Raw genomic sequence first — 26178 nt, 5'->3', positions numbered from 1 at the left:
TCGAAAAGGAAACTGGATCTATATGTGCGCTAAAGCGACCATGGAGGAATTCGAGGCCCTCCTGAACGAAAGCCTCGCCATCGACACGCCCGAAGAGGGCTCGGTCGTCAAGGGCAAGGTCATCGCCATCGAGGCGGGCCAGGCCATCATCGACGTCGGCTACAAGATGGAAGGCCGCGTCGATCTGAAAGAATTTGCCAATCCCGGCGAAGCCCCCGCCATCGCGGTCGGCGATGAGGTCGAGGTCTATCTGGACCGCGTCGAGAACGCCCGCGGCGAAGCCTCGATCTCGCGCGAGAAGGCCCGCCGCGAAGAGGCATGGGACCGCCTGGAGAAAGCCTATGCCGCGGAAGAGCGCGTCGAAGGCGCCATCTTCGGCCGCGTCAAGGGCGGCTTCACCGTCGACCTGGGCGGCGCCGTGGCCTTCCTGCCCGGTTCGCAGGTCGATGTGCGCCCGGTGCGCGACGCCGGCCCGCTGATGGGCCTGAAACAGCCCTTCCAGATCCTGAAGATGGATCGCCGCCGCGGCAATATCGTCGTGTCGCGCCGCGCCATCCTGGAAGAGAGCCGCGCCGAGCAGCGCGCCGAGGTCATCGCCAACCTGTCGGAAGGCCAGACCGTCGAGGGCGTGGTCAAGAACATCACCGAATACGGCGCCTTCGTCGATCTGGGCGGTGTTGACGGCCTGCTGCACGTCACCGACATGGCCTGGCGCCGCGTCAACCACCCGTCCGAGATCCTGTCGATCGGCGAGACCGTCAAGGTCCAGGTCGTCAAGATCAACAAGGACACCCACCGCATCAGCCTGGGCATGAAGCAGCTTCAGGCCGACCCGTGGGATACCGTGGCCGACAAGTTCCCGATCGGCTCGGTCCATACCGGCCGCGTGACCAACATCACCGATTACGGCGCCTTCGTGGAGCTGGAAGCCGGCGTCGAGGGCCTGGTCCACGTCTCGGAAATGAGCTGGACCAAGAAGAACGTCCATCCCGGCAAGATCGTCTCGACCTCGCAGGAAGTCGACGTCATGGTGCTGGAGATCGACGAAGCCAAGCGCCGCGTTTCGCTGGGTCTCAAGCAGACCATGCGCAACCCGTGGGAAGTCTTTGCCGAGACCCATCCCGTCGGCACCGTCATCGAGGGCGAGGTCAAGAACATCACCGAATTCGGTCTGTTCGTCGGCCTGGAAGGCGATATCGACGGCATGGTCCACCTGTCGGACATCAGCTGGGATACCCGCGGCGAGGAAGCCATCCAGGACTTCCGCAAGGGCGACGTGGTGAAAGCCGTGGTCCAGGAAGTCGACATCGAGAAGGAGCGCATCTCGCTCTCGATCAAGGCGCTTGAAAACGACGCGATGGCCGAGGCCGTCGAGGGCGTCAAGCGCGGCTCGGTCATCACCGTCACCGTGACGGCGATCGAGGATGGCGGCATCGAGGTCGAATACAACGGCATGAAATCCTTCATCCGTCGTTCGGACCTGGCCCGCGACCGTCAGGACCAGCGCCCCGAGCGCTTCCAGGTCGGCGATCATGTCGATGTCCGCGTCACCAACATCGACACCAAGACCCGCCGCCTGGGCCTGTCGATCAAGGCGCGCGAGATCGCCGAAGAGAAGGAAGCGGTCGAACAGTATGGCAGCTCGGATTCGGGCGCCTCGCTGGGCGACATCCTGGGCGCCGCGCTCAAGGGCCGCAGCTGAGCCAACCATAGGCTGAACTTTGCGCCCCCGGCCCGTCCGGGGGCGCTTTTCATTGCGGATCGCCGCCGATTGAACCATAAAGTCTTGAAAAGCACGGCAACCAAACCGCGCACCATGCGTTCTGTCGTTGAATGCCGCGCCGCCAGCCCTATGATCGGGCGACAGGAATTGTTGGAACACCAGATTCAGGAACCGCAATGATCCGATCCGAACTGATCCAGAAAATCTCCGAGGAAAACCCGCATCTGTTCCAGCGCGATGTCGAGCGGATCGTGAACACCGTGTTCGAGGAGATCATCGACGCCATGGCACGGGGCGACCGGGTCGAGTTGCGCGGCTTCGGCGCCTTCTCGGTGAAGAAACGCGACGCGCGCCAGGGCCGCAACCCGCGCACCGGCGAAACCGTCAGCGTGGACGAAAAGCATGTGCCCTTCTTCAAGACCGGCAAGCTGCTGCGCGAACGGTTGAACGGCCTCGCCGAATAGGCCAGATTGCCGGCGTCAATCTTTGCGGGGTTCAGCGATGCGCACGATCCGGGTCTTCTTCCTTGTCATTCTGGCCATCGTGCTGATGCTGCTGGCGGCGGCGAATCGCCAGCCCGTCACCGTCAGCCTGGTGCCCGAGGCCTTGGCGCAATTCGCCGGCGGGCGCTGGTCGCTGACCATGCCGGCCTTCGTGGCGCTCTTCCTGGCCATGGTCTTCGGCGTGCTGGTCGGGCTGGTCTGGGAATGGCTGCGCGAATCGCATCTGCGCGCCGAATCCAGCCGCCGCGCGCATGACCTGGCGCAGTTGCAGCGCGAGGTCGGCGACCTGCGCCGCACCCATGCCGCGCCGCGCGACGAGGTGCTGGCGATCCTGGACGATCCCGCCCGCAAGCCGGCCGCGCCGGCAGGTTCCGGCTCGACCCTGCCGGCACCGCGCTGAACCATGGCCGTCTCCGTCAAGATCTGCGGCCTGACCGAGGCCGCCGGCCTTGCCGCGGCCGTCGAGGCCGGGGCGCGCTATGTCGGCTTCGTCTTCTTCCCCAAGTCCCCGCGCCATCTGGCCCCCGAAACGGCGGCTGAGCTTGCCGCGCAAGTGCCGCTGGGCGTGGCCAAGGTCGGGCTGTTCGTGGACCCTGACGACGCGGCGCTGGACGCGGTGCTCGCCCGCGTGCCCCTGGACCTGATCCAGTTGCACGGCACCGAGACGCCGGCCCGCGTGACCGAGATCAAGGCACGCAGCGGCCTGCCGGTGATGAAGGCGGTGGGCGTGGCCGATCCGCAGGATCTCGATCAGCTCTGGGACTACGGCCTGGTGGCCGACATGCTGCTGATCGACGCCAAGCCGCCCAAGGACGCGCCCCTGCCCGGCGGCAACGGCCTGGCCTTCGACTGGCGGCTGCTGGCCGGGCGGCAGATCCTCAAGCCCTGGCTGCTGGCCGGCGGCCTGACGCCCGAAAACGTGGCCGAGGCGATCCGCCTGACCCGCGCGCCGGGCGTCGATGTCTCCTCCGGCGTCGAAAGCGCGCCGGGCCTCAAGGATCCCGAGCGCATCCGCCGCTTCATCGCCCGCGCCACGGCCCCGATCCTGTGACCGCCGCCGTGGCCTTCCGCGAGGCGCGGCGCGACGAGGTTCCCGCCATCCTTGCGCTCCTGCGCGACGACATGCTGGGCCAGACGCGCGAGGGCGACGACCTCGCCCCCTATCTCGCCGCCTGGGATGCCATGCAGGCCGAGGCCGCCGCGAACCGGCTGATCGTCGGCGTGCTCGACGGGCAGGTGGTCGCCTGCTACCAGATCACCTTCATCTCCGGCCTGTCGCTCCAGGCCGCCCGCCGCGCCCAGATCGAGGGCGTGCGCGTCCGCCCCGACCTGCGCGGCCGGGGCGTCGGCGCGGCGCTGATCGGCGATGCCGAGACCCGCGCCCGCGCCGCCGGCTGCCGGCTCTTGCAATTCACCACCAACCGCAGCCGCAGCGACGCGCATCGCTTCTACGACAGGCTCGGCTTTACCCCCTCCCATATCGGATATAAGAAAACCCTCTGACGGGCTTTCACCGTTTCCCAAATACCCATTCCGACCGCGCCGCGAGGAGAGCCATGGCCGAAGACCTCATCAACAGCTTCATGACCGGCCCGGACGAACAGGGCCGCTTCGGCATCTTCGGCGGCCGCTTCGTCAGCGAGACCTTGATGCCGCTGATCCTCGACCTCCAGGCGGAATACGACCGCGCCAAGGACGACCCGAGCTTCTGGGCCGAGATGGACGATCTGTGGAAGCATTACGTCGGCCGCCCCAGCCCGCTCTACTTCGCGCCCCGCCTGACCGAGGAACTGGGCGGCGCGAAGATCTACCTGAAACGCGAAGAGCTGAACCACACCGGCAGCCACAAGATCAACAACGTGCTGGGCCAGATCCTGCTGGCGCGCCGCATGGGCAAGACCCGGATCATCGCCGAGACCGGCGCCGGGCAGCACGGCGTGGCGACGGCGACGGTCTGCGCCCGCTTCGGGCTGAAATGCATCGTCTACATGGGCGCCCATGACGTCGAACGCCAGGCGCCGAACGTGTTCCGCATGCGGCTCCTGGGCGCCGAGGTGGTGCCGGTCACTTCTGGCCGCGGCACGCTCAAGGACGCGATGAACGACGCGCTGCGTGACTGGGTGACCAATGTGCGCGACACCTTCTATTGCATCGGCACGGTGGCCGGCCCGCATCCCTATCCGGCCATGGTGCGCGACTTCCAATGCATCATCGGCCGCGAGACCCGCTGGCAGCTGGCCGAGCAGGAGGGCGAGGGCCGCCTGCCCGACAGCGTGGTCGCGGCGATCGGCGGCGGCTCGAACGCCATGGGCCTGTTCCACCCCTTCCTCGACGATCCCTCGGTGCGCATCATCGGCGTCGAGGCCGGCGGCAAGGGCGTCGACGCGCGCATGCAGCATTGCGCCAGCCTGACCGGCGGCCGCCCCGGCGTGCTGCACGGCAACCGCACCTATCTCTTGCAGGACGACGAGGGCCAGATCCTTGAAGGCCACTCGATCAGCGCCGGGCTCGACTATCCCGGCATCGGCCCGGAACATGCCTGGCTCAAGGAACAGGGCCGGGCCGAATATGTCAGCGTGACCGATGACGAGGCGCTGGCGGCCTTCCAGGCCCTGTGCCGGCTCGAAGGCATCATCCCGGCGCTGGAGCCCAGCCATGCGCTGGCCCATGTCGTCAAGATCGCGCCCGAGCTGCCAAAGGATCACATCATGGTGGTGAACCTGTCGGGCCGCGGCGACAAGGACATCTTCACCGTCGCCAAGCATCTCGGCGTCGACATCCGCACCTGAGGGCGAAAGGCGCGCGCTATCGCGCGCCGCGCGCCTCGGCCACCAGTTCGGCCAGGTCGTCCTTGGCCAGATAGCCGAAGATCGCCCGCTCGCCGGCGATGAAGCTGGGCGTGCCGACCAGCCCGATCTCGTCGGCCAGTTCCAGCGAGCGCTCGATCCTCTGCGTGATCTCGGGCGCCTGCATGTCGCGCTGCAGCCGCGCCACGTCCAGCCCGACCTCGCGGGCGACGCGCAGCACCGAGGCCTCCTCGGCCTTGCCGCGCATCGCCATCAGGGCCCGGTGAAACTCGGGATACTTGCCCTGCGCCTGCGCGGCCAGCGCCGCCTCGGCGGCATAGCGCGAGCCCGCGCCGAAGATCGGGATCTCATGCACCACCAGCCGCACGCCGGAATCCGATTGCAGCAGCGCCGCCACCTCCGGCGCGCTCTTGCGGCAAAAGCCGCAATTGTAATCCGAGAACTCGACCAGCACCGTATCGCCTTGCGGGTTGCCCATCACCGGCAGGCCGGGGCCGTTGAACACCGCTTCCTTGATCGCCGCGACCTCAGGCCCGCCGTGATCCTGCGCCTGAACCGGCCCCAGGGGCAGGGCGCAAAGCAGCGTCAGGGCGATTGCGGCAAGGGGACGGCGCATGGCAGGAATCCTTTGCTGTGACCCCACCTGAAAGCCATCGTCCAGGCCCCAGGTCAAGCCGCAGCACATGACAATCCCGTGGGAGGGCCGCATGAAGACAGACCTGTTCGGAACCCGCCGCGACGACCCTATCGGCCCCGGCGCCATGATCCTGCGCGGCTTCGCGCTCGATCCCGCCATCCTCGCGGATGTCGCGCATATCGCCGGCATCTCGCCCTTCCGGCACATGCAGACGCCGGGCGGCCGGCAGATCGGCGTCGAGATGACGAATTGCGGCGCGCTCGGCTGGGTCAGCGACCGGCGCGGCTACCGCTACGAGCCGGACGACCCGCTGACCGGCCGGCCCTGGCCCGAAATGCCCGCAGGTTTCCTGCGGCTGGCGCAGGAGGCGGCCGCACATGCCGGCTTTCCCGGCTTCCGGCCCGATGCCTGCCTGGTCAACCGCTACGTGCCGGGCGTCAAGATGGGCCTGCACCAGGACCGGGACGAGGCGGATCTCGACGCGCCCATCGTCTCGGTCTCGCTGGGCCTGCCCGCGACCTTCCAGTTCGGCGGCCCCCAGCGCGGCGACCCGGTAAAGAAACACGCGCTGGAACATGGCGACGTGGTCGTCTGGGGCGGCCCGGCGCGGCTGGCCTGGCACGGCATCCTGACGCTGAAACGGGGCGAGCATCCGCTGACCGGCGCCACCCGCATCAACCTGACCTTCCGCCGCGCCCGCTGACCGGCTTTCTCTGTTCTCCAAATACCCCGGGGGAAGCCGCGCAGCGGCTGGGGGCAGAGCCCCCTACTTCCAGATCGGCGCGTGCCGGTTCACGTCCTTGTAAAGCAGGTAGCGGAAATTCCCCGGCCCGCCGGCATAGCAGCATTGCGGGCAAAAGGCGCGCAGCCACATGAAATCGCCCGGTCCCACCTCGACCCAGTCGCGGTTCAGCCGATAGACCGCCTTGCCCTCGATCACGAACAGCCCGTGCTCCATGACATGCGTCTCGGCAAAGGGGATCGAGCCGCCCGGCTTGAAGGTCACGATGGTGATATGCATGTCGTGGCGCAGGTCCGCCGGATCCATGAAACGGGTGGTGGCCCAGCTGTCATTGGTGTCGGGCATCGGGACCGGGGCAATGTCGCGCTCGTTGGCGACGATCACCTCGGGCTTTTCCAGCCCCTCCACCGCCTGCCAGCGCTTGCGCCACCAGTGAAAGCGCGCGGTCGCATCGCCGTTCCGGACCGACCAGGCCATGCCGGCCGGGATATAGGCGAAGCCGCCGGGCTCCAGCTCATGCGTCCGGCCGTCGATGGTCAGGGTCAGCGCGCCCTCGGTGACGAAGATCGCCGCCTGCACGCCCGCATCGTCCTCGGGCCGGTCCGAGCCACCCTGCGGCTGCAATTCGACGATATACTGGCTGAAGGTCTCGGCAAAGCCCGAGAGCGGGCGGGCGATCATCCACATCCGCATGCCCGTCCAGCCCGGCAGGAAGCTGGTGACGATGTCGCGCATCGTGCTGGCGGGGATGACCGCATAGGCATCGGTGAAGACGGCGGTATCGGTGGACAGGTCGGTCTGCGGCGGCAGGCCGGCGAAGGGCCCGGCATAGGTCGGGGTCTTGGCGGTCATGTCAGGTCTCCGTTGCGCCGGGATCGCTTTGCCCCGGTCCGTCTGTGGCGATTCCGGCCCGCCATGGCGGCGGGCGGAGCGGGGCTCAGTTGCTGCCCAGGATCTGCTGCAGGCGCAGCGCGCCGATGCGGCTGACCTGGCGTTCGGCCTCGGCCCGCTCGGTCGGGGTGTCGTTGTCGATGCGCCGGCGCATGGCGGCCATGATCCCCGGCTTGTCGTGGTCGCGCACGGCGATGATGAAGGGAAAGCCGTGCTTTTCCATATAGGTCGTGTTCAGCCGGTCGAATTCGGCACGCTCGGCATCGGTCAGGCTGTCGAGCCCGGCGCTGGCCTGTTCGGCGGTGCTGTCGGCGGTCAGGCGCTTGGCCGCGGCCAGCTTGCCGGCCAGGTCCGGGTGCGCCCGCAGCACGCCCAGCCGCTCCTCGTCCGAGGCGCTGCGGAACACCTGCGCCATGCGCGCCGCCAGCCCGGCCGGGGTGTCGTGGATGGCGCCCATCTCGCCTTCCCAGACCCGCTCGGCGATCCAGGGCGAATGCTCGTAGATGCCGCCGAACTTCTCGACGAACGCCGCGCGCTCCATCTGCGAGGGGCGCTCTCGGGGCTGGAAGGGATGCGTCCGCGCCCAGTGGCGGGCGATGTCGAGCCGGGTGGCGAACCAGACCCCCTCGTGGCTGCGGGCATGGTCCAGGAAGCGCCTGATCGCCATGGCCCGGCCCGGCCGGCCGGCAAGCCGGCAATGCAGCCCGATCGACATCATCTTCGGCGCACCGGCCTCGCCCTCGGCATAGAGCACGTCGAAGCTGTCGCGCAGGTAGTCGAAGAACTCGACACCGGTGCCGAAGCCCTGGCCCGAGGAGAACCGCATGTCGTTGGCGTCCATGGTATAGGGCACCATCAGCTGCGGCTTGCCGTCATGGACATGCCAATAGGGCAGGTCGTCGGCGATGGTGTCGGCCAGGTATTCGAAGCCGCCCTCCTCGCATCCCAGCGCCACCGTGTTCATCGAGGTGCGGCCCTGGTAGAAGCCGCGCGGCCGTTCGCCGGTGACGCGGGTGTGCAGTTCGACGGCGCGGGCGATATGCTCGGCCTCGACCTCGCGCGGGATGTCCTTGTAGTCGATCCATTTCAGGCCGTGGGTAGCGATTTCCCAGCCTGCGTCCTGCATGGCGGCGACCTGTTCGGGCGCGCGCTCCAGCGCGGTCGCGACGCCATAGACGGTCACGGGCACGTCCTTGAGCAGGCGATGCAGCCGCCAGAAACCCGCCCGCGCGCCGTAGTCATAGATCGATTCCATGTTCCAGTGGCGCTGGCCGGGCCAGGGCTGGCAGCCGATGATCTCGGACAGGAAGGCTTCCGAGGCGGCGTCGCCATGCTCGATGCTGTTCTCGCCGCCTTCCTCGTAGTTGATGACGATCTGCACCGCGATCCGGGCATTGCCCGGCCATTTGGGGTCGGGCGCATGCTCGCCATAACCGATCATGTCGCGGCTGTATCGCATCGCTTGCTTCCTTTCCTGTTTTCTGGCTGTCTAGCACTCATCACCCTGCCGGGCTTTCAGGCAACCCGAGAATTTCTATAAACAGAACCAAGATTTCCTTGAAAATGGCGGTTTGTTAACGTCTCGTTGAAACTCTGTCGCTATACCTTGCATTCTCGTTGAAGATGCCTGGGCATAATCTGGCCAGCACGGCGGGCAAACCGCCAATGGGAGGAATCATGCCAGACAAGCAATCCGGCCTGACGGCCAACGGCGCCAGCATCAGTCCAAGGAAAGGAACCGTGCTCGACAAGCAGTTCGGCCTGACGGCCCATGGCACCAGCGCCAGGACGGAGGTGATCGCGGGGATCACCACCTTCCTGACCATGGCCTATATCATCTTCGTGAACCCCGAGATCCTGTCCTCGACCGGCATGGACCGCAACGCGGTCTTCGTCGCGACCTGCCTGGCCGCGGCGCTGGGTTCGGCGATCATGGCGCTTTGGGCGAACTGGCCCATCGGCATGGCGCCGGGCATGGGGCTGAACGCCTTCTTCGCCTTCACCGTGGTCGGCGCGCTGGGGTTCACCTGGCAGCAGGCGCTGGGGGCGGTGTTCATCTCGGGCCTGATATTCCTGTTCCTGTCGGTGACGGGCATCCGGCGCTGGCTGATCGCCGGCATCCCGACATCCATGCGCAGCGCCATCGCGGCCGGCATCGGCATGTTCCTGGGACTGATCGCGCTGAAGAACTCGGGCATCGTGGTGGACAACCCGGCGACGCTGGTGGGCCTGGGCGACCTGACCCAGACCGGCACGCTGCTGGCCATCGCCGGCTTCTTCATCATCGCGGCGCTGGACGCGCTGAAGGTGCGCGGCTCGATCCTGATCGGCATCCTGGTCATCACCGTCGTCTCCATCGCCATCGGCGCCAGCCCCTTTGCCGGGGTGATCTCGATGCCGCCCTCGATCATGCCGACCTTCATGCAGCTCGACGTCGCAGGTGCGCTGACCGTCGGCATCTTCCACGTGATTCTGGTCATGGTGCTGGTCGAGGTCTTCGACGCCACCGGCACGCTGATCGGCGTAGCCAAGCGCGCCGGGCTGCTGACCGAGGGGCCGACCCATACCAACAAAAACCTGGGCCGGGCGCTGATGGCGGATTCGACGGCGATCCTGGCCGGCTCGATGCTGGGCACCAGCTCGACCACCGCCTATGTCGAAAGCGCCTCGGGCGTGCAGGCGGGCGGGCGCACCGGGCTGACCGCGCTGGTCGTGGCCGGGCTGTTCCTGCTGGCGGTGTTCTTTGCGCCGCTGGCGGGCTCGGTGCCTGCCTATGCCACCGGGCCGGCGCTGCTTTACGTCGCCTGCCTGATGGTGCGCGAGTTCGAGGAGATCCAGTGGAGCGACGTCACCGAAAGCGCACCTGCCGTGCTGACGGCGCTGATGATGCCCTTTACCTATTCCATCGCCAATGGCCTGGCCTTCGGCTTCGTGAGCTATGCCGCGATCAAGCTGGCGACCGGCCGCGCGCGTGAGGTGCATGCCGCGACCTGGATCGTGGCGGCGCTGTTTGTGATCCGCTTTGCCTTCTTCATGGAATGATCTTCGCCGAGGCCGGGGGGCTGTCTGCCCCCCGGACCCCCCGAGGATATTTGGGCAAGAAAGAATAAGGGGGCGCGCCGGGCCGGCGGGCCTTCTTGCCTTAAGGGTAAAGCCGATCCATCCGGCGGCAGCAGGGTTTCTGTCCCGCGATTCCTGCCCCCTGGACAGGGCCACCGCAGGAGCATTCGGGATGGCTGTCGAAATGCCCCTGCCGAACCGTTCCGAGCGCGGGGAAGCCAGGCTTCGAGCCAGGAGCCAGGAGCCAGGAGCCAGGAGCCAGGAGCCAGGAGCCAGGAGCCAGGAGCCAGGAGCCAGGAGCCAGGAGCCAGGAGCCAGGAGCCAGGAGCCAGGAGCCAGGAGCCAGGAGCCAGGAGCCAGGAGCCAGGAGCCAGGAGCCAGGAGCCAGGAGCCAGGAGCCAGGAGCCAGGAGCCAGGAGCCAGGAGCCAGGAGCCAGGAGCCAGGAGCCAGGAGCCAGGAGCCAGGAGCCAGGAGCCAGGAGCCAGGAGCCAGGAGCCAGGAGCCAGGAGCCAGGAGCCAGGAGCCAGGAGCCAGGAGCCAGGAGCCAGGAGCCAGGAGCCAGGAGCCAGGAGCCAGGAGCCAGGAGCCAGGAGCCAGGAGCCAGGAGCCAGGAGCCAGGAGCCAGGAGCCAGGAGCCAGGAGCCAGGAGCCAGGAGCCAGGAGCCAGGAGCCAGGAGCCAGGAGCCAGGAGCCAGGAGCCAGGAGCCAGGAGCCAGGAGCCAGGAGCCAGGAGCCAGGAGCCAGGAGCCAGGAGCCAGGAGCCAGGAGCCAGGAGCCAGGAGCCAGGAGCCAGGAGCCAGGAGCCAGGAGCCAGGAGCCAGGAGCCAGGAGCCAGGAGCCAGGAGCCAGGAGCCAGGAGCCAGGAGCCAGGAGCCAGGAGCCAGGAGCCAGGAGCCAGGAGCCAGGAGCCAGGAGCCAGGAGCCAGGAGCCAGGAGCCAGGAGCCAGGAGCCAGGAGCCAGGAGCCAGGAGCCAGGAGCCAGGAGCCAGGAGCCAGGAGCCAGGAGCCAGGAGCCAGGAGCCAGGAGCCAGGAGCCAGGAGCCAGGAGCCAGGAGCCAGGAGCCGCCGCGCGTGCCCCCTGTCCGATTCGAACGGACGACCTACCGCTTACAAGGCGGTTGCTCTGGCCAGCTGAGCTAAGAGGGCGACGCCTGGCCTGTTTAAACGACGAGGGCCTCGCGGGCAAGTGAGTCCGCCATGGCGGGAAAGCGATCGGCCCCGGCGGCAGGGCAGGCTTGCCACGGAGGTCGGGGCCCGTTGCGGCGCGGATCGACAGCCGCCCAGACGCCGATGCCCCCCGCGGCCTGCGGGGCGAACCTGGACCGGCAGGGCGCATCGGCTTTGCCTCCCGCTATTCGCCCGGCAGGATGGCGGCCACGATGCCTTGCCCCCCTGATCCTGCGGGGCTTTCGCCATGGCGACATGAATGGCCGGAAGCCGGCCGGCAATTCAGCCAGCCGCTTGGCGTCGGGCAGGATCGCCGAGGCCGCGGCGTCCCCCCGGCCCAGGATCGCCCCGTCCCGAACCAGATGGAGCCCGGCAGGGGATGCGTCCCATGGACAACGGGTGGGGCACGCCTTCCGGCCCGGTGTTCCCGCCCCCCCTGTGGCGCAATCATGCGACGGGAGGGCCGCCGATGGCGGCGACGGTGCGCACCGTCTCGACCAGCCGCGCCGGATCGGGCGGATGGGGCAGCCATCCCGCCGCCCCGGCATGGCGGGCGCGGGCCTTGAGCTGCGGCGTGGCCGAGACCGCCATGACGAGGATCGGGATATCGCGCAGGCGGGCCTGGCGCCGCACCGCCTCGATGAAGCCGAAACCGCAGACCCGCCGCATGTTGATACCGGTCAGGATCACATCGACGGAAGCGGACCGGAGCAGCGCCAGGCCCTCGGCCCCGTCGCAGGATCGCCGCACCGCCATTCCCGCCGCCTCCAGCGCGGCGGCCGCGGCTTCGCGCAATTCGCTGCGGGAATGCTGGACCAGCACCGTCAGCGCCATTCCCGCCCCCAAGCCACCGGGCCTTGCCGCCCCCTTGCGTCCGCAACGATCATCCGCCCCTCCGATTCAACCGGTTTTGCGCAGCATCGCGCAGAAAGATTAATCCGCAGTTGACGCGGGGCGGAAAGCCGGCCGGCCCGATTGCGGCAAAACCGGCCCATTTCCTGCCGCCGGGGCTTGCATTCCAGGTGGAAAAGGACTATTTCGCGCGCACTTCACAGGCGGGGTCGGGCCCCGGAGGGAGACATCCTTCGACGGTCCACCGGTTGGGGCAAGCCCCTGAAAACCCCGCCAAGGCGCAAACCGGAAAGGACATGGACATGGCGCTTCCCGAATTCTCCATGCGTCAGCTGCTTGAAGCTGGCGTTCATTACGGCCACCAGACCCAGCGCTGGAACCCCCGCATGGCCGAGTTCATCTATGGTGAACGCAACGGCATTCACATCGTCGACCTGACCCAGACCGTGCCGATGCTGGACGCGGCGCTGCAGGTCGTGCGCGACACCGTCGCCAAGGGCGGCCGCGTGCTGTTCGTCGGCACCAAGCGCCAGGCGCAGAAGGCCGTCGCCGAAGCCGCCGAGAAATCGGCGCAGTATTACATGAACCACCGCTGGCTGGGCGGCACGCTGACCAACTGGAAGACCGTCTCGCAGTCGATCCAGCGCCTGAAGGCCCTGGACGAGACCCTGGGCTCGGGCGCCGAGGGTCTGACCAAGAAGGAACGGCTGCAGATGGAACGCGAGCAGGCCAAGCTGCAAGCCTCGCTGGGCGGTATCCGCGAGATGGGCGGCCTGCCCGACCTGCTGTTCGTCATCGACGTGAACAAGGAAGACCTGGCCATCGCCGAGGCGAAGAAGCTGGGCATCCCGGTCGTGGCCGTGGTCGATACCAACTGCTCACCCAAGGGCGTGGACTATGTCATCCCCGGCAACGACGACGCCGCCCGTGCCATCGCGCTTTACTGCGACCTGGTCAGCCGCGCCGCGCTGGACGGCATGACCGCCCAGATGGGCGCCGCCGGCGTGGACCTTGGCGCGCTGGAAGCCAGCGTCGAGGAAGAGCTGGCCGGCGAGACCGCTGAAGAAGCCGCCGAAGCCTGATCGGACAGGGCCCGGTGCGGGCCGCGACAGGTTTACGGAACATTCATCAGGCGGGGATAAACCCCGCCTGACGCATTGAAAAGCAAGGAGACTCTCGATGGCTATCACCGCTGCTATGGTGAAAGACCTGCGCGAAACCACCGGCGCGGGCATGATGGACGCCAAGAAGGCGCTGACCGAAACCAATGGCGACATGGAAGCCGCTATCGACTGGCTGCGCACCAAGGGCCTGGCCAAGGCCGCCAAGAAATCGGGCCGCGTCGCCGCCGAGGGCCTGGTGGGCGTCGCCGTCCGCGCCGGCCGCGGGGTCGCCGTCGAACTGAACTCGGAAACCGACTTCGTCGCCAAGAACGCCGATTTCCAGCAGCTCGTCCGCGAGATCACCAATGTCGCGCTGGACGCCGCCACCGATGTCGAGGTGCTGAAGGCCACCCACCTGAACGGCCGCCCGGTCGAGGAGGTGCTGACCGACGCCATCGCCCGCATCGGCGAGAACATGACCCTGCGCCGCATGCACGCGCTGGAGGGCGACACCATCGTCTCCTACGTGCATAACGCCGCCGCCGAGGGCATGGGCAAGATCGGCGTGCTGGTCGCGCTGAAGGGCGATGCCGCCAAGGCGCAGGAGATCGGCAAGCAGATCGCCATGCATATCGCGGCGACCAACCCGGCCTCGCTGTCGGAAGCCGACCTGGACCCCTCGCTGGTCGAGCGCGAGAAGTCGGTGCTGACCGAGCAGGCCCGCGAATCGGGCAAGCCCGAGGCGGTGATCGAGAAGATGATCGAGGGCCGGATGAAGAAATTCTTCGAGGAGGTGACCTTGCTCGGTCAGAAATTCGTCATCAACCCCGACGTGACCGTGGCCCAGGCCGCACAAGAGGCCGGAGTCGAAGTGACCGGCTATGCCCGCGTCGTGGTCGGCGAAGGCATCGAGAAGAAGGAAGAGGATTTCGCCGCCGAGGTCGCCAAGACCCGCGCCGGCGCCTGACCCTCGCCTGATCCGGATTGCGAGCGCCGGCCCCCTGGGCCGGCGTTTCGCATTCCGCGCCGGTATCCGGCCGCAAAGCCTCAGCCGGCGCAGATCTGTGCGCCCGCCGACTGCCTCGGCACGCCGGCTTCGGAAGGCGGGGGATGCCCGCCCAGACCGGGGCCATGCGGTGCGGCAGCAGAGTTGAAGATCTGCCTGCGCCTGGCGGCCAGCAGGATCGCCTGCGCCGTGGTCTTGGCCCCCAGCGCCTTGCGCGCCAGCCGCAGATGCTTTTCCACCGTGGCTGGCGTCACATCCAGGATATCGGCGATTTCCTGGGTGGTGCGGCCGACCGAGATGCATTCCAGCACCTCACGCTGGCGCAGGGTCAGCACGCATTGCTGCTCGGCACAGGGCAGGGTCGAGATGCGCAGATGCGTCAGCCGGCTCAGCGCCTCGACCTGCCGGCCGTGCTGCGCCCAAAGCGCGTCCAGCCGGTCCTGGCACATGCCGATCACGCCGCCGAGGATCACCCCGGCCCGGACCCGTTCCACATCGTCGCCCATGCCGACCGCATAGCCCGCGACATGGCCGTAGCGGGCGAAAACCTCCATCGCATGCTCTTCCTGCGGCGTCAGCCGCCCGGCCAGGCGAAGCCGCCGCATCCAGTCCCAGCTTTCGCTGCCCCCGTTCTGCGCCAGCCAGCGACGCATCGGCATGCTTTCAAGCAGATCCAGCCCGGCAAGCTCCTGCATCAGGCGCGGCGGATAGCTGGACAGCAAGACCCCGTCATCCAGCATCCGGTCGCAAGAGGCCTCCAGAATCCGCACCGCGTGATAGGAAATGTTGGGGAAACCCAGGTCGGCAAGGCGCGCAGCATAATGCTGCCAGACCTCCTGCGCGGAACGTGCCGCCAGGATGACCTCGATATCATTCAGCATTTCCATTTTACACCAAACTCTTTCCAAAAACATCTTAGATTAAATTGCACCATAACCGGTGACTTTGAAACATTATTGCCAGGAACCACAAAGGATCAATGCATCACGCGCAAACCGCGCGCTTTACGTGAGGTCAAGGTGATTAACTTTGGCCATGAAGCGCGTTGCCAGCAATGGGAAAAGCTTTCTTCAGCGGTTGAAACGCCGCTCCGCCGACGCGGTTTTCAATGCGGGCTTTGCATTGGTGAAACACGCAGGGATTGTAATGAATGATTGATTTTCCACTTTTATATGAGAAATCGCGCCGGCAAAACCCATGGGGAGGCACGCCCTGCACCGCCGGGCAAGACGCGCCGCCCTTTCGCACCGGCAAAGGCCCGCCGCGCCATGCGGGCAACCCGCCGTTTCCAGGCCGTTTGCACAGGAAGCGCCAATGGCACCGCCCCCGCCGTGCCCGGCAGGGGCGAAGGAAGAGCCTTGCTTTTCATTGCGGCCGGCCGAGCCGATTCCGGCAGGCCGTGCCGCGACATCCTGCGGGCCCGAGGGTGCCGCCCCGCCGCCGCTCCCTTCCGGACCGCCGCCCGACGCGCGGTTCAGGGCGTAAGGAATTCGATTCCAGGCAAGGCGGCGATCTCGGCCATGTCGGCGTCATAGGCTGCGGTGATGCGATCGACCAGTTGTTGCGTCCAGCCGGGCAGGTTCAGTTCCACCTCGATCTGCTCGGACTGGCCATGGGCCTCCAGGGCGGCGGCAAAGATGCGGCGGCGGCTTGCGACGGTCAGCCGCTCTTCCTGCGCCAGCGCGTCGCGGACCATGCGAATGCCGTCAGGGTGCAGGATGTCGCCCAGGATCTGCAACCCGGCCTTGAGCGGCACGTCGGCGGGCATGGTCGCGATACGGCGCACCACCTCGGGCCAGATCAGCGAGGTGTCCTCGTGGCACCAGACCACCAGGCGCCGGCCGGGCAGCGCGGCCTGGATGCGCCGCAAGGCCGGGGCCCAGCGCAGCGCCTCGGGATCGACCCCTTCCATCAGCTCGGCATAGCTGCCGCCGCCCTCCTGCGACAGGATGAACGAAATCAGCGTAGCCGGATTCTTCAGCGCCATGAAGAACTCGACCTCGGCGCTGGGAAACAGGTTGGCCAGCGCCGCCATCTTCTGGCCGGCGGTGACGTAAAGCCCCTCGGGCGAGATGGCGCGCACCGCCCGGCCGAGAAAGCTGGGGGTGCTGCAGATGATGCGGCGCGGATCGTCCGAATCCAGGATCGCATCCAGCATCACCTGTTCCATCGCCGGCGTGGCGGGGCCGCCCCGCAAGGCGCTCAGCGCCTCGTTGAAGATCTCGCCATGCCGGTTCGGGGTCACGGGCTCGATTCCGTTGCGCAGCAGCCAGTCGCGATTCTGCAACAAGGTCTTGACCATGCGATAGAGGTCCGTTCCGTGGACCCCGCAATGAAAGACGACCTGCATACCCGCAACCCCCGACTCGTTTCGGCGCACAGTAGCCAGCAAAGCGCGCGCGGAAAACCTCATGGTTGCGCATCGCCGTGCGATCTCGCCCTGCGCCCCCGCGTTCACGCCGCGCCGCCGCCAGAATGCCGGGGACATTTTCGCCGCATCGCGCAGCAGCGGCGACGGCGCGCTGGCCGACCGGATCACGGGACGGGGCCGCGCGCGGACCTGAATATGCGGCATGGCTGCAACGGGGTCATCTGCACCGCCTCTTTCCCGGTTCTTCGGCATGCGCTTTCGCGGCGCAGCTCATGAACCGGGATCGGCCCACAGGACCACCCTGCCCTTGCCGGCCAGCTTGGCCTGGTAAAGCGCCGCATCCGCCATTTCGTAAAGATGCTGCTGCCGGGAAACGCGCCTGCTGTCGGAAACCGCGACGCCCATGCTGGCCGTAATCCTGCACGGACAGGTTTTCGCCGACATGATCTGATGGATCATCCTGGTGCAAACCGTCATCGAATCCTCCTTCGGTCTTTCGGAAAAGATCAGGATCAGGAACTCGTCCCCGCCGATGCGGCAAACCCTGTCGCCAGAGCGCACGCCAGAGGCCAGTACCGACGCCACCTCGACCAGAACACGGTCGCCGGCGGCATGGCCGAACCGGTCATTGACCTGCTTGAAATGATCCAGGTCCAGATGGACCAGCGCAAAGGGATTTCGCGCCCGCGCGTCGAATGCCCTTGAAAACACGACATCGAAGCCGCGCCGGTTCAGCAGCCCGGTCAGGGGATCGGTGATGGACAGGATCTGCGCACTTTGCCGGGCACCTTCCAGGCTCGTGTTGATGCGCGACAGTTCCAGCAGCGCGGCACGGTTCGCCTCGTGCAGGAACAGGAATTCCATGGCCAGGTCGGAGGGCGGGAAATCGGAATCGGTCAGGCCGAATTTTTGTACCGCCGCAGACAGATAAATCCCGAAGCCCAGATTGAGCATGGCGATGTCCGGCGACACATGCAGGCCATGGCCGCGCAGGGACACATCGCGATGGTGCCGCAGTTGCAGGAATACCCTCTTGCCGCCGCCGAGCTGGGAAAACAGCTCCTCGAAGCGGATGCGGTGGCCAAGATTGTCGGCGGGGATGAAGGCATCCTCCAGGCGTGACGCCCGGCCCAATACCTTGGCAAGCGTCTTGCCCCGCGACACCATGACGCCGGCGCGATCCACCATGAGATGCATGGGCATCAGCTCCGACAGGTTGCGCATATCCACCACGGCGTCCTTCAAGGCTGCACGCGTTTCGGAGAAAGTTCGAAGCCCCGCTTGCTGGAATAGTCGGGCAGGACGACATCTATGTCGATGCGATTCCGGACGACCGAAATGACGGCGAGCGCGCCATAATCATCCGCCATGACCCGCAGCATGCCGGCCAGCACACGCATCAGGCCCGGCTGGTGCGGCCGGGCGATGATTCGGTAATGTCCAGGCGCGTCGGACAGGACCGCGAATCCGGGAAACGCCAGGTCCGGGATCACCAGCTGGATGCGGCCCGGTAATTCCCGCAGGGATTCGACGAATTCCTGGAAGTTCGAGCCGCCGAAGCGCAGCAGCCTGCGGATCTGCTCCTGCCGGCTCAGCCAGGAACCGACATCTTCGAGCAGTTCGCCGACCGATTTGTCGAGCCGTCGGGCCGAGGCGATCACGATGGAGCGGGTGACGCTGTCCGGACTGCTGCCCCAGGTCAGGAAACCGTCGGGGTGGACATCGACCTCGGCCGCGACCTGCTGCCAGGTCGCGCTGCCATAGCTGTTGCGCAGGAACGCCTCGATGCAGCGATTGACCAAAGCATGCATTTCTTGGACTCCGTGCGGATTGCGTCAGTGCCAGAGCCGGCGGAAGCCGGGCCGGTCGACGGAAACGTATTTCGGGCCGGAGGCTTGCAGATATACCGCTATTGCACCGTGTTTCCCGAGATATGGCGGGTCAAGGACCAGGCATGGGCCCGGGGCACCCCGGCCTGGGACAAGGGCGACATTCGCGACCAGGATGCCGCCCTCGCGGCAAAAGCCTCGGGCATCCTGGCGCGCCGCCTTGCCGGTCAGGTGGCGGATGCGAAGCCGGGCGCCGGCCCGATCGAGCTCCACCATGCGGTTGGAAGGCGCCCCCTGCCACAGCGGGCGCGTGGCGGCGCCTGCCTGATCGGCGGCATCGCCATCGGCCTTGAGCCAGCTCTCCACCGCGAAGCTGCCGCCGGCCGGCTTGGAGGGCACCCTGCCCGCCGGGGTCAGCACCGCCACCGCGTCGCCTTGCCCCGAAACCAGGACATCGGGACGTTTCGCGCCCAGCCAGAGCAGGCCGGCCGCCGCCAGCAGGGCGATGCCCATGCCCCGGCGCAGAACCAGCAGCGCCGGACCTCCTGCCCCCGCGGCCCCCGCGCCGGGCAGAAGCAGCATGGCGCCCACGGCCATCAGCGGCAGGACGGTGCGCGGCGCGACGGGTAGCAGCGTGACCGCGCCCTCCAGATCCGAGATCCATTGCGCGACCGCCAGCATCCAGCCGGTCCCCAGCCCCATCAGCCAAAGGGCCGGCTGCGCAAAGCCCAACGGCGCCAGCAGCGCCGCGAAGACGCCGCCCGGCATCACCAGCGTGCCGACGACGGGCACGACCAGCATGTTGGCCAGCAGGCCGTATTGCGTCATCCGCCCGAAATGCGCCGCGGCGATGGGCGCCGTCACCATGCCGGCCACGAAGGAGGACAGAAACAGCATCAAGACCGGCCGGGCCCACCAGGGCAGCCGCGGCGACAGCCTCGTCCAGGGATCCTGCATCAGGATCAGCGCGACCGTGGCGGCAAAGCTCATCTGGAAGCCGGCCTCGGTCAGCGCCTCGGGGTTCAGCACCAGCACGATGCCGGCGGCGACAGCGACGGTGCGCAGCGACACGGCGCGCCGGTCGGCGATGATCGCAAGCAGCATCACCGCCACCATGATGAAGGCGCGCTCGGTCGCGACGCCGCCGCCAGAAAGCCACAGATACAGCGCCGAGGCGCAAAGCGCCCCCACCGCCGCCAGCTTGTGGACCGGCACCGCCCGGATGCCGCCCAGCCCCTGCGCCGCCACGACGCCCAGCCGCAACGCGGCATAGACGAAGCCGGCCAGCATGCTCATGTGCAGGCCCGAGATCGACACGATGTGGTAAAGATTCGAATCGCGCATGATCTGGTTGGTCGCCTCGGCGATGCCGGAACGGTCGCCGGTCATCAGCGCGGCCGAGACCGCGCCCGCCTGGCCGCCGATCCGCTCCTGCATGGCCTGGGACAGGGACATGCGGATGCGGTGCAGCGCCAGCATCCCGCCATCGGCCGGCGGCTCGACCGTCATGACCGGCGCGCGGGCATAGCCCACCGCGCCCAGGCGCTCGAACCAGGCGAGGCGGCGGAAGTCGAAGCCGCCCGGCTCGGCAGGGCCGGCGGGCGGCCCCAGATGCGCCGTCAGCATCACGCGCTGGCCGGGCACCGGCAGGTCCTGCGGGCTCATCAGCGAGATCCGCACCCGCGCCGGGGTGCGGGCGGGCGCGACCTCGTGCAGGGTGACCTGATCGAGCAGCAGCCGCATCCGGTCGCGCGACGAGCGGTCGATGCCCACGACCCGCCCCTCGACCGGCCCGTAATAGCGGAAATCCAGGACCGGGGCGGCGACCAGATGCGCCCTGCCGCCCGCCAGTCCCGCCCCGAGAAGAACCAGGAGCAATGCGAAAGCGGCCAGCCGCAGCCGGTCCGCCCAGGCCCAGCCCAGCCCGCCGGTCGCGGCCAGCCGCATCGCCCCGCCCGGCAGCAGCAGGCATGCCAGGCCCGCCAGGGCCAGCCCGGCATAGAAGCCCGGTCCCGGTTCGCGCGGCAACAGGAACCAGCCGCCGATGCCCAGCGAGAGCCAGAAAGGCATCCAGGGCAGCAGCCCCGCGCGAATGCCGACCGGGGGTCGCGGCCCGGCCGCCGCATGCCGCATGCCGGCCGGCGCAAGGGCCGGCAGCCGCCTTTGCAAAGCATTCACCGATTCCGTCACCAAAACTTGTCCTTGCCGTGCCACTTGCTTATCTGTGGCGCCAAGATTGGCATGCCGACCTTTCGAAAGGATTAACGGGCATGGCCGATGGCCCCGTTTTCTGAAACTGACCGGACCGCTGATGACTGATTCCCGCCCCGTCGTGACCCGCTTCGCGCCCTCGCCCACCGGCTACCTGCATATCGGGGGCGCGCGGACCGCGCTCTTCAACTGGCTCTATGCCCGCGGGCGGGACGGAAAATTCCTGCTGCGGATCGAGGACACCGACCGCGCCCGCTCGACCCCCGAGGCGACCGAGGCGATCCTGCAGGGCCTGCGCTGGCTGGGCCTGGACTGGGACGGCGAGCCGGTCAGCCAGTTCGCCGGAATCGCCCGCCATGCCGAAATCGCCCGCGCCATGCTGGAGAACGGCACCGCCTATAAATGCTTCTCGACCGCCGAGGAGATCGAGGCCTTCCGCGAACAAGCCAGGGCCGAGGGGCGCTCGACCCTGTTCCTGTCGCCTTGGCGCGACGCCGATCCGGCCAGCCTGCCCGAAGGGCCCTATGCGATCCGGCTGAAAGCGCCGCGCGACGGCGAGACGGTGGTGCGCGATGCCGTGCAGGGCGAGGTGACCTTCGGCAATGCGCAGCTGGACGACATGGTTCTGCTGCGCTCGGACGGGACGCCGACCTATATGCTGGCGGTGGTGGTGGACGATCACGACATGGGCGTGACACATGTGATCCGGGGCGACGACCACCTGACCAATGCCGCGCGGCAGATCCAGATCTATCAGGCGATGGGCTGGGACATCCCGGTCTTTGCCCATATCCCGCTGATCCACGGGCCGGACGGGAAAAAGCTGTCCAAGCGCCATGGCGCGGTCGGCCTGCACGAATATGCCGCCATGGGCTATCCGGCGGCGGCGATGCGCAACTACCTGGCGCGGCTGGGCTGGAGCCATGGCGACGACGAGTTGTTCGACGACGCCCAGGCAATGGCCTGGTTCGACCTGGACGGCATCGGCAAGGCCCCGGCCCGGCTGGATTTCAAGAAGCTGGAACATGTCAGCGGTTGGCATATCGCCCGGATGGGCGATGCCGAATTGCTGGAGGAAATCGCGGCTTTCCGCACCGCGACCGGTGCGCCGCCCCTGTCCCAGACCCAGACCGCCCGGCTGCTTCCGGCACTGGAGGCGCTGAAGGCCAAGGCCAAGACCCTGCCCGCGCTGCTCGACCAGGCGCATTTCGCGCTGATCGACCGGCCGGTCGCGGTCGAGGAAAAGGCGGCGGCGGCGCTGGATACTGTATCCCGTGGTATACTGACTGAATTGACTGCCGCGGTGCAGAATGCTAGCTGGGATCGCAACGAACTCGAGGCGGCCGTCAAGCGGATTGGCGAGTCGCACGGGCTGGGGCTGGGCAAGGTCGCGGCGCCGCTTCGCGCGGCGCTGGCCGGGCGCAGTTCCACCCCCAGCGTGTTCGACATGATGTTGGCGCTTGGCCGCGGCGAAACGGTGGCCCGGCTGCAGGATCAAGCGGGCTGAGACCCGCACCCATCACCCGGCCCGCGGGCCGGAGACAGGTGAAAGGAACTGGGAATGGCAGAACAGAAAGCCGCAAGACTGCATCTGGCGGGCAAGGATTACGACCTCGCGGTCCTGTCCCCGACCGCGGGCCCGGATGTCGTCGACATCCGCAAGCTCTACGGCGAGGCGGGCGTTTTCACCTATGACCCCGGCTTTACCTCGACCGCGTCCTGCGATTCGACCATCACCTATATCGACGGGGACAAGGGCGAGCTGTGGTATCGCGGCTATCCCATCGAGCAACTGGCCTCGGAATCGCATTACCTCGAGGTCTGCTACCTGCTGCTCTACGGCGAACTGCCCAACAAGGACCAGCTGGTCGATTTCGAGACCCGGATCACCCGCCACACCATGGTGCATGAACAGATGCACTATTTCTTCCGCGGCTTCCGCCGGGACAGCCATCCGATGGCGACCATGGTGGGCGTCGTGGGGGCGATGTCGGCCTTCTATCACGATTCGATCGACATCAACGACCCGGTGCAGCGCGAGATCGCCTCGATCCGGCTGATCGCCAAGGTGCCGACCATCGCCGCCATGGCCTACAAGTATTCGCTGGGCCAGCCCTTCGTCTATCCGCGTAACGAACTGGATTACGCCAGCAACTTCCTGCACATGTGCTTCTCGGTCCCGGCCGAGCCCTATCACGTCGATCCGGCCCTGGCCCGCGCCATGGACCGCATCTTCACGCTGCACGCCGATCACGAGCAGAACGCCTCGACCTCGACCGTACGGCTGGCCGGCTCCTCGGGGGCGAACCCCTTCGCCTGCATCGCCGCCGGCATCGCCTGCCTCTGGGGCCCGGCGCATGGCGGCGCCAACCAGGCCTGCCTGGAGATGCTGCGCGAGATCGGCTCGGTCGAGCGCATCCCGGAATTCATCGCCCGCGCCAAGGACAAGAACGATCCGTTCCGCCTGATGGGCTTTGGCCACCGCGTCTACAAGAACTTCGACCCGCGCGCCAAGGTGATGAAGGAATCGGCCGACGAGGTGCTGGACCTGCTGGGCGTCCACAACAATCCGACGCTGCAGGTCGCCAAGGAGCTGGAGAAGATCGCGCTGGAGGACGAGTATTTCGTCTCGAAGAAGCTCTATCCCAACGTCGATTTTTACTCGGGCATCATTCTGGAAGCCATGGGCTTCCCGACCTCGATGTTCACGCCGATCTTCGCGCTGTCGCGCACCGTCGGCTGGATCTCGCAGTGGAAGGAGATGATCGCCGATCCGCAGAACAAGATCGGCCGCCCGCGCCAGCTTTATGTCGGCTCGCCGCGGCGCGACTACAAGCCGCTGGACGCCCGCTGAGCGCGCCCCACCAGGATCAGGATCGGCCCCGGACCAGTGCCGGGGCCGTTCTGCTGCGCCCCCATCACGTGCTTTGCTCGATCGGCTGGCAGGGACGCGGCTATTCGCCCGAGTTCACCCGGAACATGAACGCCGTCGTCCTGGGCCGGCTGCGCGCCGATCCGCAGGTGCCGGTGGTCTTTACCGTCATGGCCGATTCGATCTGCGCCCCCTGCCCGTCGCGGCGCGGCATGGGCTGCGCCGCGGACGACCGGATCGGCCGGCTGGACCGGCGCCATGCCGCGGCGCTGGACATCCGCCCCGGCCAGCGCATGACCTGGGCCGAGGCCCAGGCCCGCGCCGCGGCACGGCTGCAGCCCAGGGATCTGGAGCGGATCTGCAACGGTTGCCGCTGGCTGGGCCTGGGCATGTGCCAGTCGGCCCTGGCCAAGCTGCAGCAGCCCGACTGAAGGCCTCCGCAGGCGGCCGCACGGTCGACAAGGTCAATGTGACGCAGTTGCCGGCAGCCCCGCCGCAAGGGGCTTGCGCGGCGCCGCGGCCGGTGCGAAATCGGCACCATGACCGAGCATGACAAAATCGCGCTGATCACCGGCGCATCGCGCGGCCTTGGCGCCGCTTTGGCCGAAACCCTTGCCGCGCGCGGCTGGCATATCCTGGCCGTCGCCCGCACCACCGGCGCGCTTGAGGAACTGGACGACCGCATCCGCAAGGCCGGCGGTTCGGCCACGCTGGCGCCGATGGATGTGGGCGAACCGCAGGCCATGGTGCAGATGGTCCGGGCGGTGATGGAACGCTGGGGCGGGCTGGATCTTTGGGCGCATACGGCGATCCATGCCGCGCCGCTGTCGCCGGCCGGCCATATCGATGCCAAGGATTTCCAGAAATCGGTCGACCTGAACATCGTCGCCACGCGCGGGCTGATCAACCTGATCGAACCGCTGCTGCGCGCCCGCAAGGGCACGGCGCTGTTCTTTGACGACAAGCGCGCCGGGCAGAAGTTCTTCGGCAGCTATGGCGCCACCAAGGCCGGGCAGATCGCCCTGGCGCAAAGCTGGCAGGCCGAGAACGTATCGCTGGGCCCCCAGGTGGTCATCGCCGAGCCGGCGCCGATGCCCACCGCCGTACGCGCCCGCTTCTTTCCCGGCGAGGACCGCGCCCGCCTGACCCCCTGCCTGGCCGAGGCCGAGCGCATCCTGGCGCAAACCCTCTAGCCGCGCCGGCGCAAGGGGCCGGCCCCTCGCGCGCCAGTGCGAAAATCCGGTCCCTAGCGCGCCAGCGCGAAAAGCCGGTCGATGTCCAGATGCGTCTCGAGATGCGCGGCCAGCCGGTCCAGCACCGCCTCGACCCCCGCGCCGTAATCCAGCGCCGAGGCCGCGCCGAACTGCCCGAGCCAGGCGGCGCGGAACGCATCGCCCGAGAACAGCCCGTGCAGATAGGTGCCGGCGACGCGCCCGTCGGGGCTGGTGGCGCCGTCCGGCTCGGGGATATGGGCAAAGGGGCGGGCGCAGTCGGGCCCCTCGGTGCGGCCCATGTGGATCTCATAGCCCTCGACCGGCTGGCCGAGCGCGGTGCCTTGGGCCCGCGTCAGGCGCTTGTCGGGCGCCATGCGGGTCTCGACCTCCAGCAGGCCCAGGCCGGGGGTGCTGCCGGGGTCGCCGTCATGGCCCTCGGGGTCGTGGATCCAGCGGCCCAGCATCTGATAGCCGCCGCAGATGCCCAGCACCCGCCCGCCGCGCCGCAGATGCGCGAAAAGGTCGATGTCCCAGCCCTGCTGGCGCAGGAAGGCCAGGTCGCCCCGCGTCGATTTCGTGCCCGGCAGGACCACCAGGTCGGCATCGCCCGGCAGCGCCCGTCCGGGCGGCACCATGCTGAGCCGCACCCCCGGCTCGGCCGCCAGCGGGTCGAGATCGTCGAAATTCGCGATCCGCGACAGCATGGGGCAGGCAACATGCAGCCCGCCCGAGCCCAGGGCGCGGCGCAGGTCCACCGCATCCTCGGCCGGCAAAAGCGCGGCATCCGGGAACCACGGCACCAGCCCCAGGTCCGGCCAGCCGGTGCACTCGGCGATGAAGGCGCGGCCGGCATCGAACAGCGAGGGATCGCCGCGAAAGCGGTTGATGACGAAGCCGCGGATCATCGCCGCATCCGCCGGGTCGATCACCGCCTGGGTGCCGACGATCTGCGCGATCACCCCGCCGCGGTCGATGTCGCCGGCCAGCACCACCGGAACATCGGCGGCGCGGGCGAATCCCATATTGGCGATGTCGCGGGCGCGCAGGTTGACCTCGGCCGGGCTGCCCGCGCCCTCGACCAGCACCAGCTCATGCGCGGCGCGCAGCCGGGCGAAACTGTCCAGCACCGCCCCCATCAGCCGCGCCTTGAGCGCCCCGTAATCCGCCGCGGCGGCCCGCGCCGCGGCGC

General features: G+C 67.8%; 26 protein-coding genes and 1 tRNA gene. 16 read left to right on the top strand and 11 right to left on the bottom strand.

Going from position 1 to position 26178, the window contains the following annotated elements; genetic code table 11:
• Window positions 1-22: 22 nt before the first annotated feature.
• The 6 genes from rpsA (at window position 23) to trpB (ending at window position 5015) form a co-directional block, all read left to right on the top strand.
• Window positions 23-1702, top strand: coding sequence for a 30S ribosomal protein S1 (rpsA, locus tag ACDP63_RS00405; RefSeq protein ID WP_024842481.1), 1680 nt, complete (start codon window positions 23-25; stop codon window positions 1700-1702).
• A gap of 197 nt (window positions 1703-1899) precedes the next feature.
• Entirely contained in the window at window positions 1900-2187 is a 288-nt protein-coding gene (gene ihfB, locus ACDP63_RS00400; protein ID WP_024842480.1) for an integration host factor subunit beta, read from the top strand.
• Window positions 2188-2224: 37 nt separating this feature from the next.
• Window positions 2225-2626, top strand: coding sequence for a LapA family protein (locus ACDP63_RS00395; RefSeq protein WP_024842479.1), 402 nt, complete (start codon window positions 2225-2227; stop codon window positions 2624-2626).
• A 3-nt stretch (window positions 2627-2629) separates the two neighbouring features.
• The gene (locus tag ACDP63_RS00390) at window positions 2630-3277 is read left to right on the top strand and encodes a phosphoribosylanthranilate isomerase (RefSeq protein ID WP_024842478.1); all 648 of its coding nucleotides are present in this window, start codon (window positions 2630-2632) and stop codon (window positions 3275-3277) included.
• Entirely contained in the window at window positions 3274-3729 is a 456-nt protein-coding gene (locus tag ACDP63_RS00385; RefSeq protein WP_409927620.1) for a GNAT family N-acetyltransferase, read from the top strand. The genes ACDP63_RS00390 and ACDP63_RS00385 overlap by 4 nt, the downstream gene beginning before the upstream one ends.
• Before the next feature lie 53 nt (window positions 3730-3782).
• Window positions 3783-5015 (top strand): tryptophan synthase subunit beta, encoded by a 1233-nt coding sequence (gene trpB, locus ACDP63_RS00380; protein ID WP_024842476.1) that lies wholly within the window; start codon window positions 3783-3785, stop codon window positions 5013-5015.
• Window positions 5016-5031: 16 nt separating this feature from the next.
• Here the strand turns inward: trpB and ACDP63_RS00375 are convergent, their stop codons facing one another.
• Entirely contained in the window at window positions 5032-5649 is a 618-nt protein-coding gene (locus ACDP63_RS00375; RefSeq protein WP_024842475.1) for a DsbA family protein, read from the bottom strand.
• A 91-nt stretch (window positions 5650-5740) separates the two neighbouring features.
• Here ACDP63_RS00375 and alkB point away from each other — a divergent pair, with 91 nt between their 5' ends.
• Complete coding sequence (gene alkB / locus ACDP63_RS00370) at window positions 5741-6373, top strand: DNA oxidative demethylase AlkB (protein WP_028709836.1); 633 nt, start codon at window positions 5741-5743, stop codon at window positions 6371-6373.
• Between the two features lie 63 nt (window positions 6374-6436).
• On the opposite strand, the gene ACDP63_RS00365 is transcribed toward alkB, so the two are convergent.
• Together ACDP63_RS00365 and puuE are read right to left on the bottom strand one after the other, a co-directional pair.
• Entirely contained in the window at window positions 6437-7264 is an 828-nt protein-coding gene (locus ACDP63_RS00365) for a bifunctional allantoicase/(S)-ureidoglycine aminohydrolase (RefSeq protein WP_024842473.1), read from the bottom strand.
• A gap of 85 nt (window positions 7265-7349) precedes the next feature.
• Window positions 7350-8762 carry an allantoinase PuuE gene (puuE, locus tag ACDP63_RS00360; RefSeq protein ID WP_024842472.1) on the bottom strand — a complete coding sequence of 471 codons (1413 nt, stop codon included), beginning with the start codon at window positions 8760-8762 and terminating at the stop codon, window positions 7350-7352.
• Window positions 8763-9043: 281 nt separating this feature from the next.
• Here puuE and ACDP63_RS00355 point away from each other — a divergent pair, with 281 nt between their 5' ends.
• Entirely contained in the window at window positions 9044-10345 is a 1302-nt protein-coding gene (locus ACDP63_RS00355) for an NCS2 family permease (RefSeq protein WP_024842471.1), read from the top strand.
• A 1091-nt stretch (window positions 10346-11436) separates the two neighbouring features.
• Here the strand turns inward: ACDP63_RS00355 and ACDP63_RS00350 are convergent.
• Together ACDP63_RS00350 and ACDP63_RS00345 are read right to left on the bottom strand one after the other, a co-directional pair.
• A tRNA-Thr gene (locus tag ACDP63_RS00350) sits at window positions 11437-11510 on the bottom strand.
• A gap of 468 nt (window positions 11511-11978) precedes the next feature.
• Complete coding sequence (locus tag ACDP63_RS00345) at window positions 11979-12365, bottom strand: response regulator (RefSeq protein WP_024842470.1); 387 nt, start codon at window positions 12363-12365, stop codon at window positions 11979-11981.
• A 314-nt stretch (window positions 12366-12679) separates the two neighbouring features.
• Here ACDP63_RS00345 and rpsB point away from each other — a divergent pair, with 314 nt between their 5' ends.
• The gene (rpsB, locus tag ACDP63_RS00340; protein ID WP_036746997.1) at window positions 12680-13465 is read left to right on the top strand and encodes a 30S ribosomal protein S2; all 786 of its coding nucleotides are present in this window, start codon (window positions 12680-12682) and stop codon (window positions 13463-13465) included.
• A gap of 97 nt (window positions 13466-13562) precedes the next feature.
• Window positions 13563-14453, top strand: a complete 891-nt coding sequence (tsf, locus tag ACDP63_RS00335; RefSeq protein WP_024842468.1) for a translation elongation factor Ts — start codon at window positions 13563-13565, stop codon at window positions 14451-14453.
• An 80-nt stretch (window positions 14454-14533) separates the two neighbouring features.
• Here the strand turns inward: tsf and ACDP63_RS00330 are convergent, their stop codons facing one another.
• Window positions 14534-15379 (bottom strand): helix-turn-helix transcriptional regulator, encoded by an 846-nt coding sequence (locus ACDP63_RS00330; RefSeq protein ID WP_409927619.1) that lies wholly within the window; start codon window positions 15377-15379, stop codon window positions 14534-14536.
• A 148-nt stretch (window positions 15380-15527) separates the two neighbouring features.
• Here ACDP63_RS00330 and ACDP63_RS00325 point away from each other — a divergent pair, with 148 nt between their 5' ends.
• Window positions 15528-15650 (top strand): hypothetical protein, encoded by a 123-nt coding sequence (locus ACDP63_RS00325; RefSeq protein WP_409927618.1) that lies wholly within the window; start codon window positions 15528-15530, stop codon window positions 15648-15650.
• Between the two features lie 316 nt (window positions 15651-15966).
• Here ACDP63_RS00325 and ACDP63_RS00320 read toward each other — a convergent pair whose 3' ends face one another.
• Window positions 15967-16794 (bottom strand): hypothetical protein, encoded by an 828-nt coding sequence (locus ACDP63_RS00320; protein WP_231493190.1) that lies wholly within the window; start codon window positions 16792-16794, stop codon window positions 15967-15969.
• Window positions 16795-16903: 109 nt separating this feature from the next.
• On the opposite strand from ACDP63_RS00320, the gene ACDP63_RS00315 reads away from it, so the two are divergent.
• Window positions 16904-17056, top strand: a complete 153-nt coding sequence (locus ACDP63_RS00315) for a hypothetical protein (protein ID WP_155984331.1) — start codon at window positions 16904-16906, stop codon at window positions 17054-17056.
• A 77-nt stretch (window positions 17057-17133) separates the two neighbouring features.
• On the opposite strand, the gene ACDP63_RS00310 is transcribed toward ACDP63_RS00315, so the two are convergent.
• Genes ACDP63_RS00310 through ACDP63_RS00300 form a run of 3 tightly spaced genes read right to left on the bottom strand, consistent with a single transcriptional unit; the run spans window position 17134 to window position 20882 of the window.
• Window positions 17134-18087: a GGDEF domain-containing protein gene (locus ACDP63_RS00310; RefSeq protein ID WP_036747032.1), complete on the bottom strand. Its 954-nt coding sequence runs from the start codon at window positions 18085-18087 to the stop codon at window positions 17134-17136.
• Between the two features lie 17 nt (window positions 18088-18104).
• Complete coding sequence (locus ACDP63_RS00305; protein ID WP_024842464.1) at window positions 18105-18674, bottom strand: heme NO-binding domain-containing protein; 570 nt, start codon at window positions 18672-18674, stop codon at window positions 18105-18107.
• A gap of 24 nt (window positions 18675-18698) precedes the next feature.
• Window positions 18699-20882, bottom strand: a complete 2184-nt coding sequence (locus ACDP63_RS00300; protein WP_330950187.1) for a ComEC/Rec2 family competence protein — start codon at window positions 20880-20882, stop codon at window positions 18699-18701.
• 121 nt (window positions 20883-21003) lie between these two features.
• Between ACDP63_RS00300 and gltX the strand changes: the two genes are divergently transcribed.
• The 4 genes from gltX to ACDP63_RS00280 all read left to right on the top strand — a co-directional run bounded on the left by gltX (window position 21004) and on the right by ACDP63_RS00280 (window position 24968).
• Window positions 21004-22410, top strand: a complete 1407-nt coding sequence (gene gltX, locus ACDP63_RS00295) for a glutamate--tRNA ligase (protein WP_028709842.1) — start codon at window positions 21004-21006, stop codon at window positions 22408-22410.
• Between the two features lie 54 nt (window positions 22411-22464).
• A complete protein-coding gene (gene gltA / locus ACDP63_RS00290) occupies window positions 22465-23757 on the top strand; it encodes a citrate synthase (protein WP_024842461.1) in 1293 nt (430 codons plus the stop codon).
• A gap of 68 nt (window positions 23758-23825) precedes the next feature.
• Window positions 23826-24206, top strand: coding sequence for a DUF1284 domain-containing protein (locus ACDP63_RS00285; RefSeq protein WP_024842460.1), 381 nt, complete (start codon window positions 23826-23828; stop codon window positions 24204-24206).
• Window positions 24207-24314: 108 nt separating this feature from the next.
• Complete coding sequence (locus tag ACDP63_RS00280; RefSeq protein ID WP_024842459.1) at window positions 24315-24968, top strand: SDR family NAD(P)-dependent oxidoreductase; 654 nt, start codon at window positions 24315-24317, stop codon at window positions 24966-24968.
• A 53-nt stretch (window positions 24969-25021) separates the two neighbouring features.
• Here the strand turns inward: ACDP63_RS00280 and ACDP63_RS00275 are convergent.
• Window positions 25022-26178 (bottom strand): cobyric acid synthase (locus ACDP63_RS00275; RefSeq protein ID WP_409927617.1); only part of this gene is annotated, 1157 nt, incomplete at its 5' end.

It is taken from the genome of Paracoccus sp. P2 (assembly GCF_046335115.1).
Classification (GTDB): Bacteria; Pseudomonadota; Alphaproteobacteria; order Rhodobacterales; family Rhodobacteraceae; genus Paracoccus; species Paracoccus pantotrophus.
The sequence above is the reverse complement of the archived record's forward strand: the minus strand, read 5'-3'. Positions and strand labels throughout refer to the sequence as shown.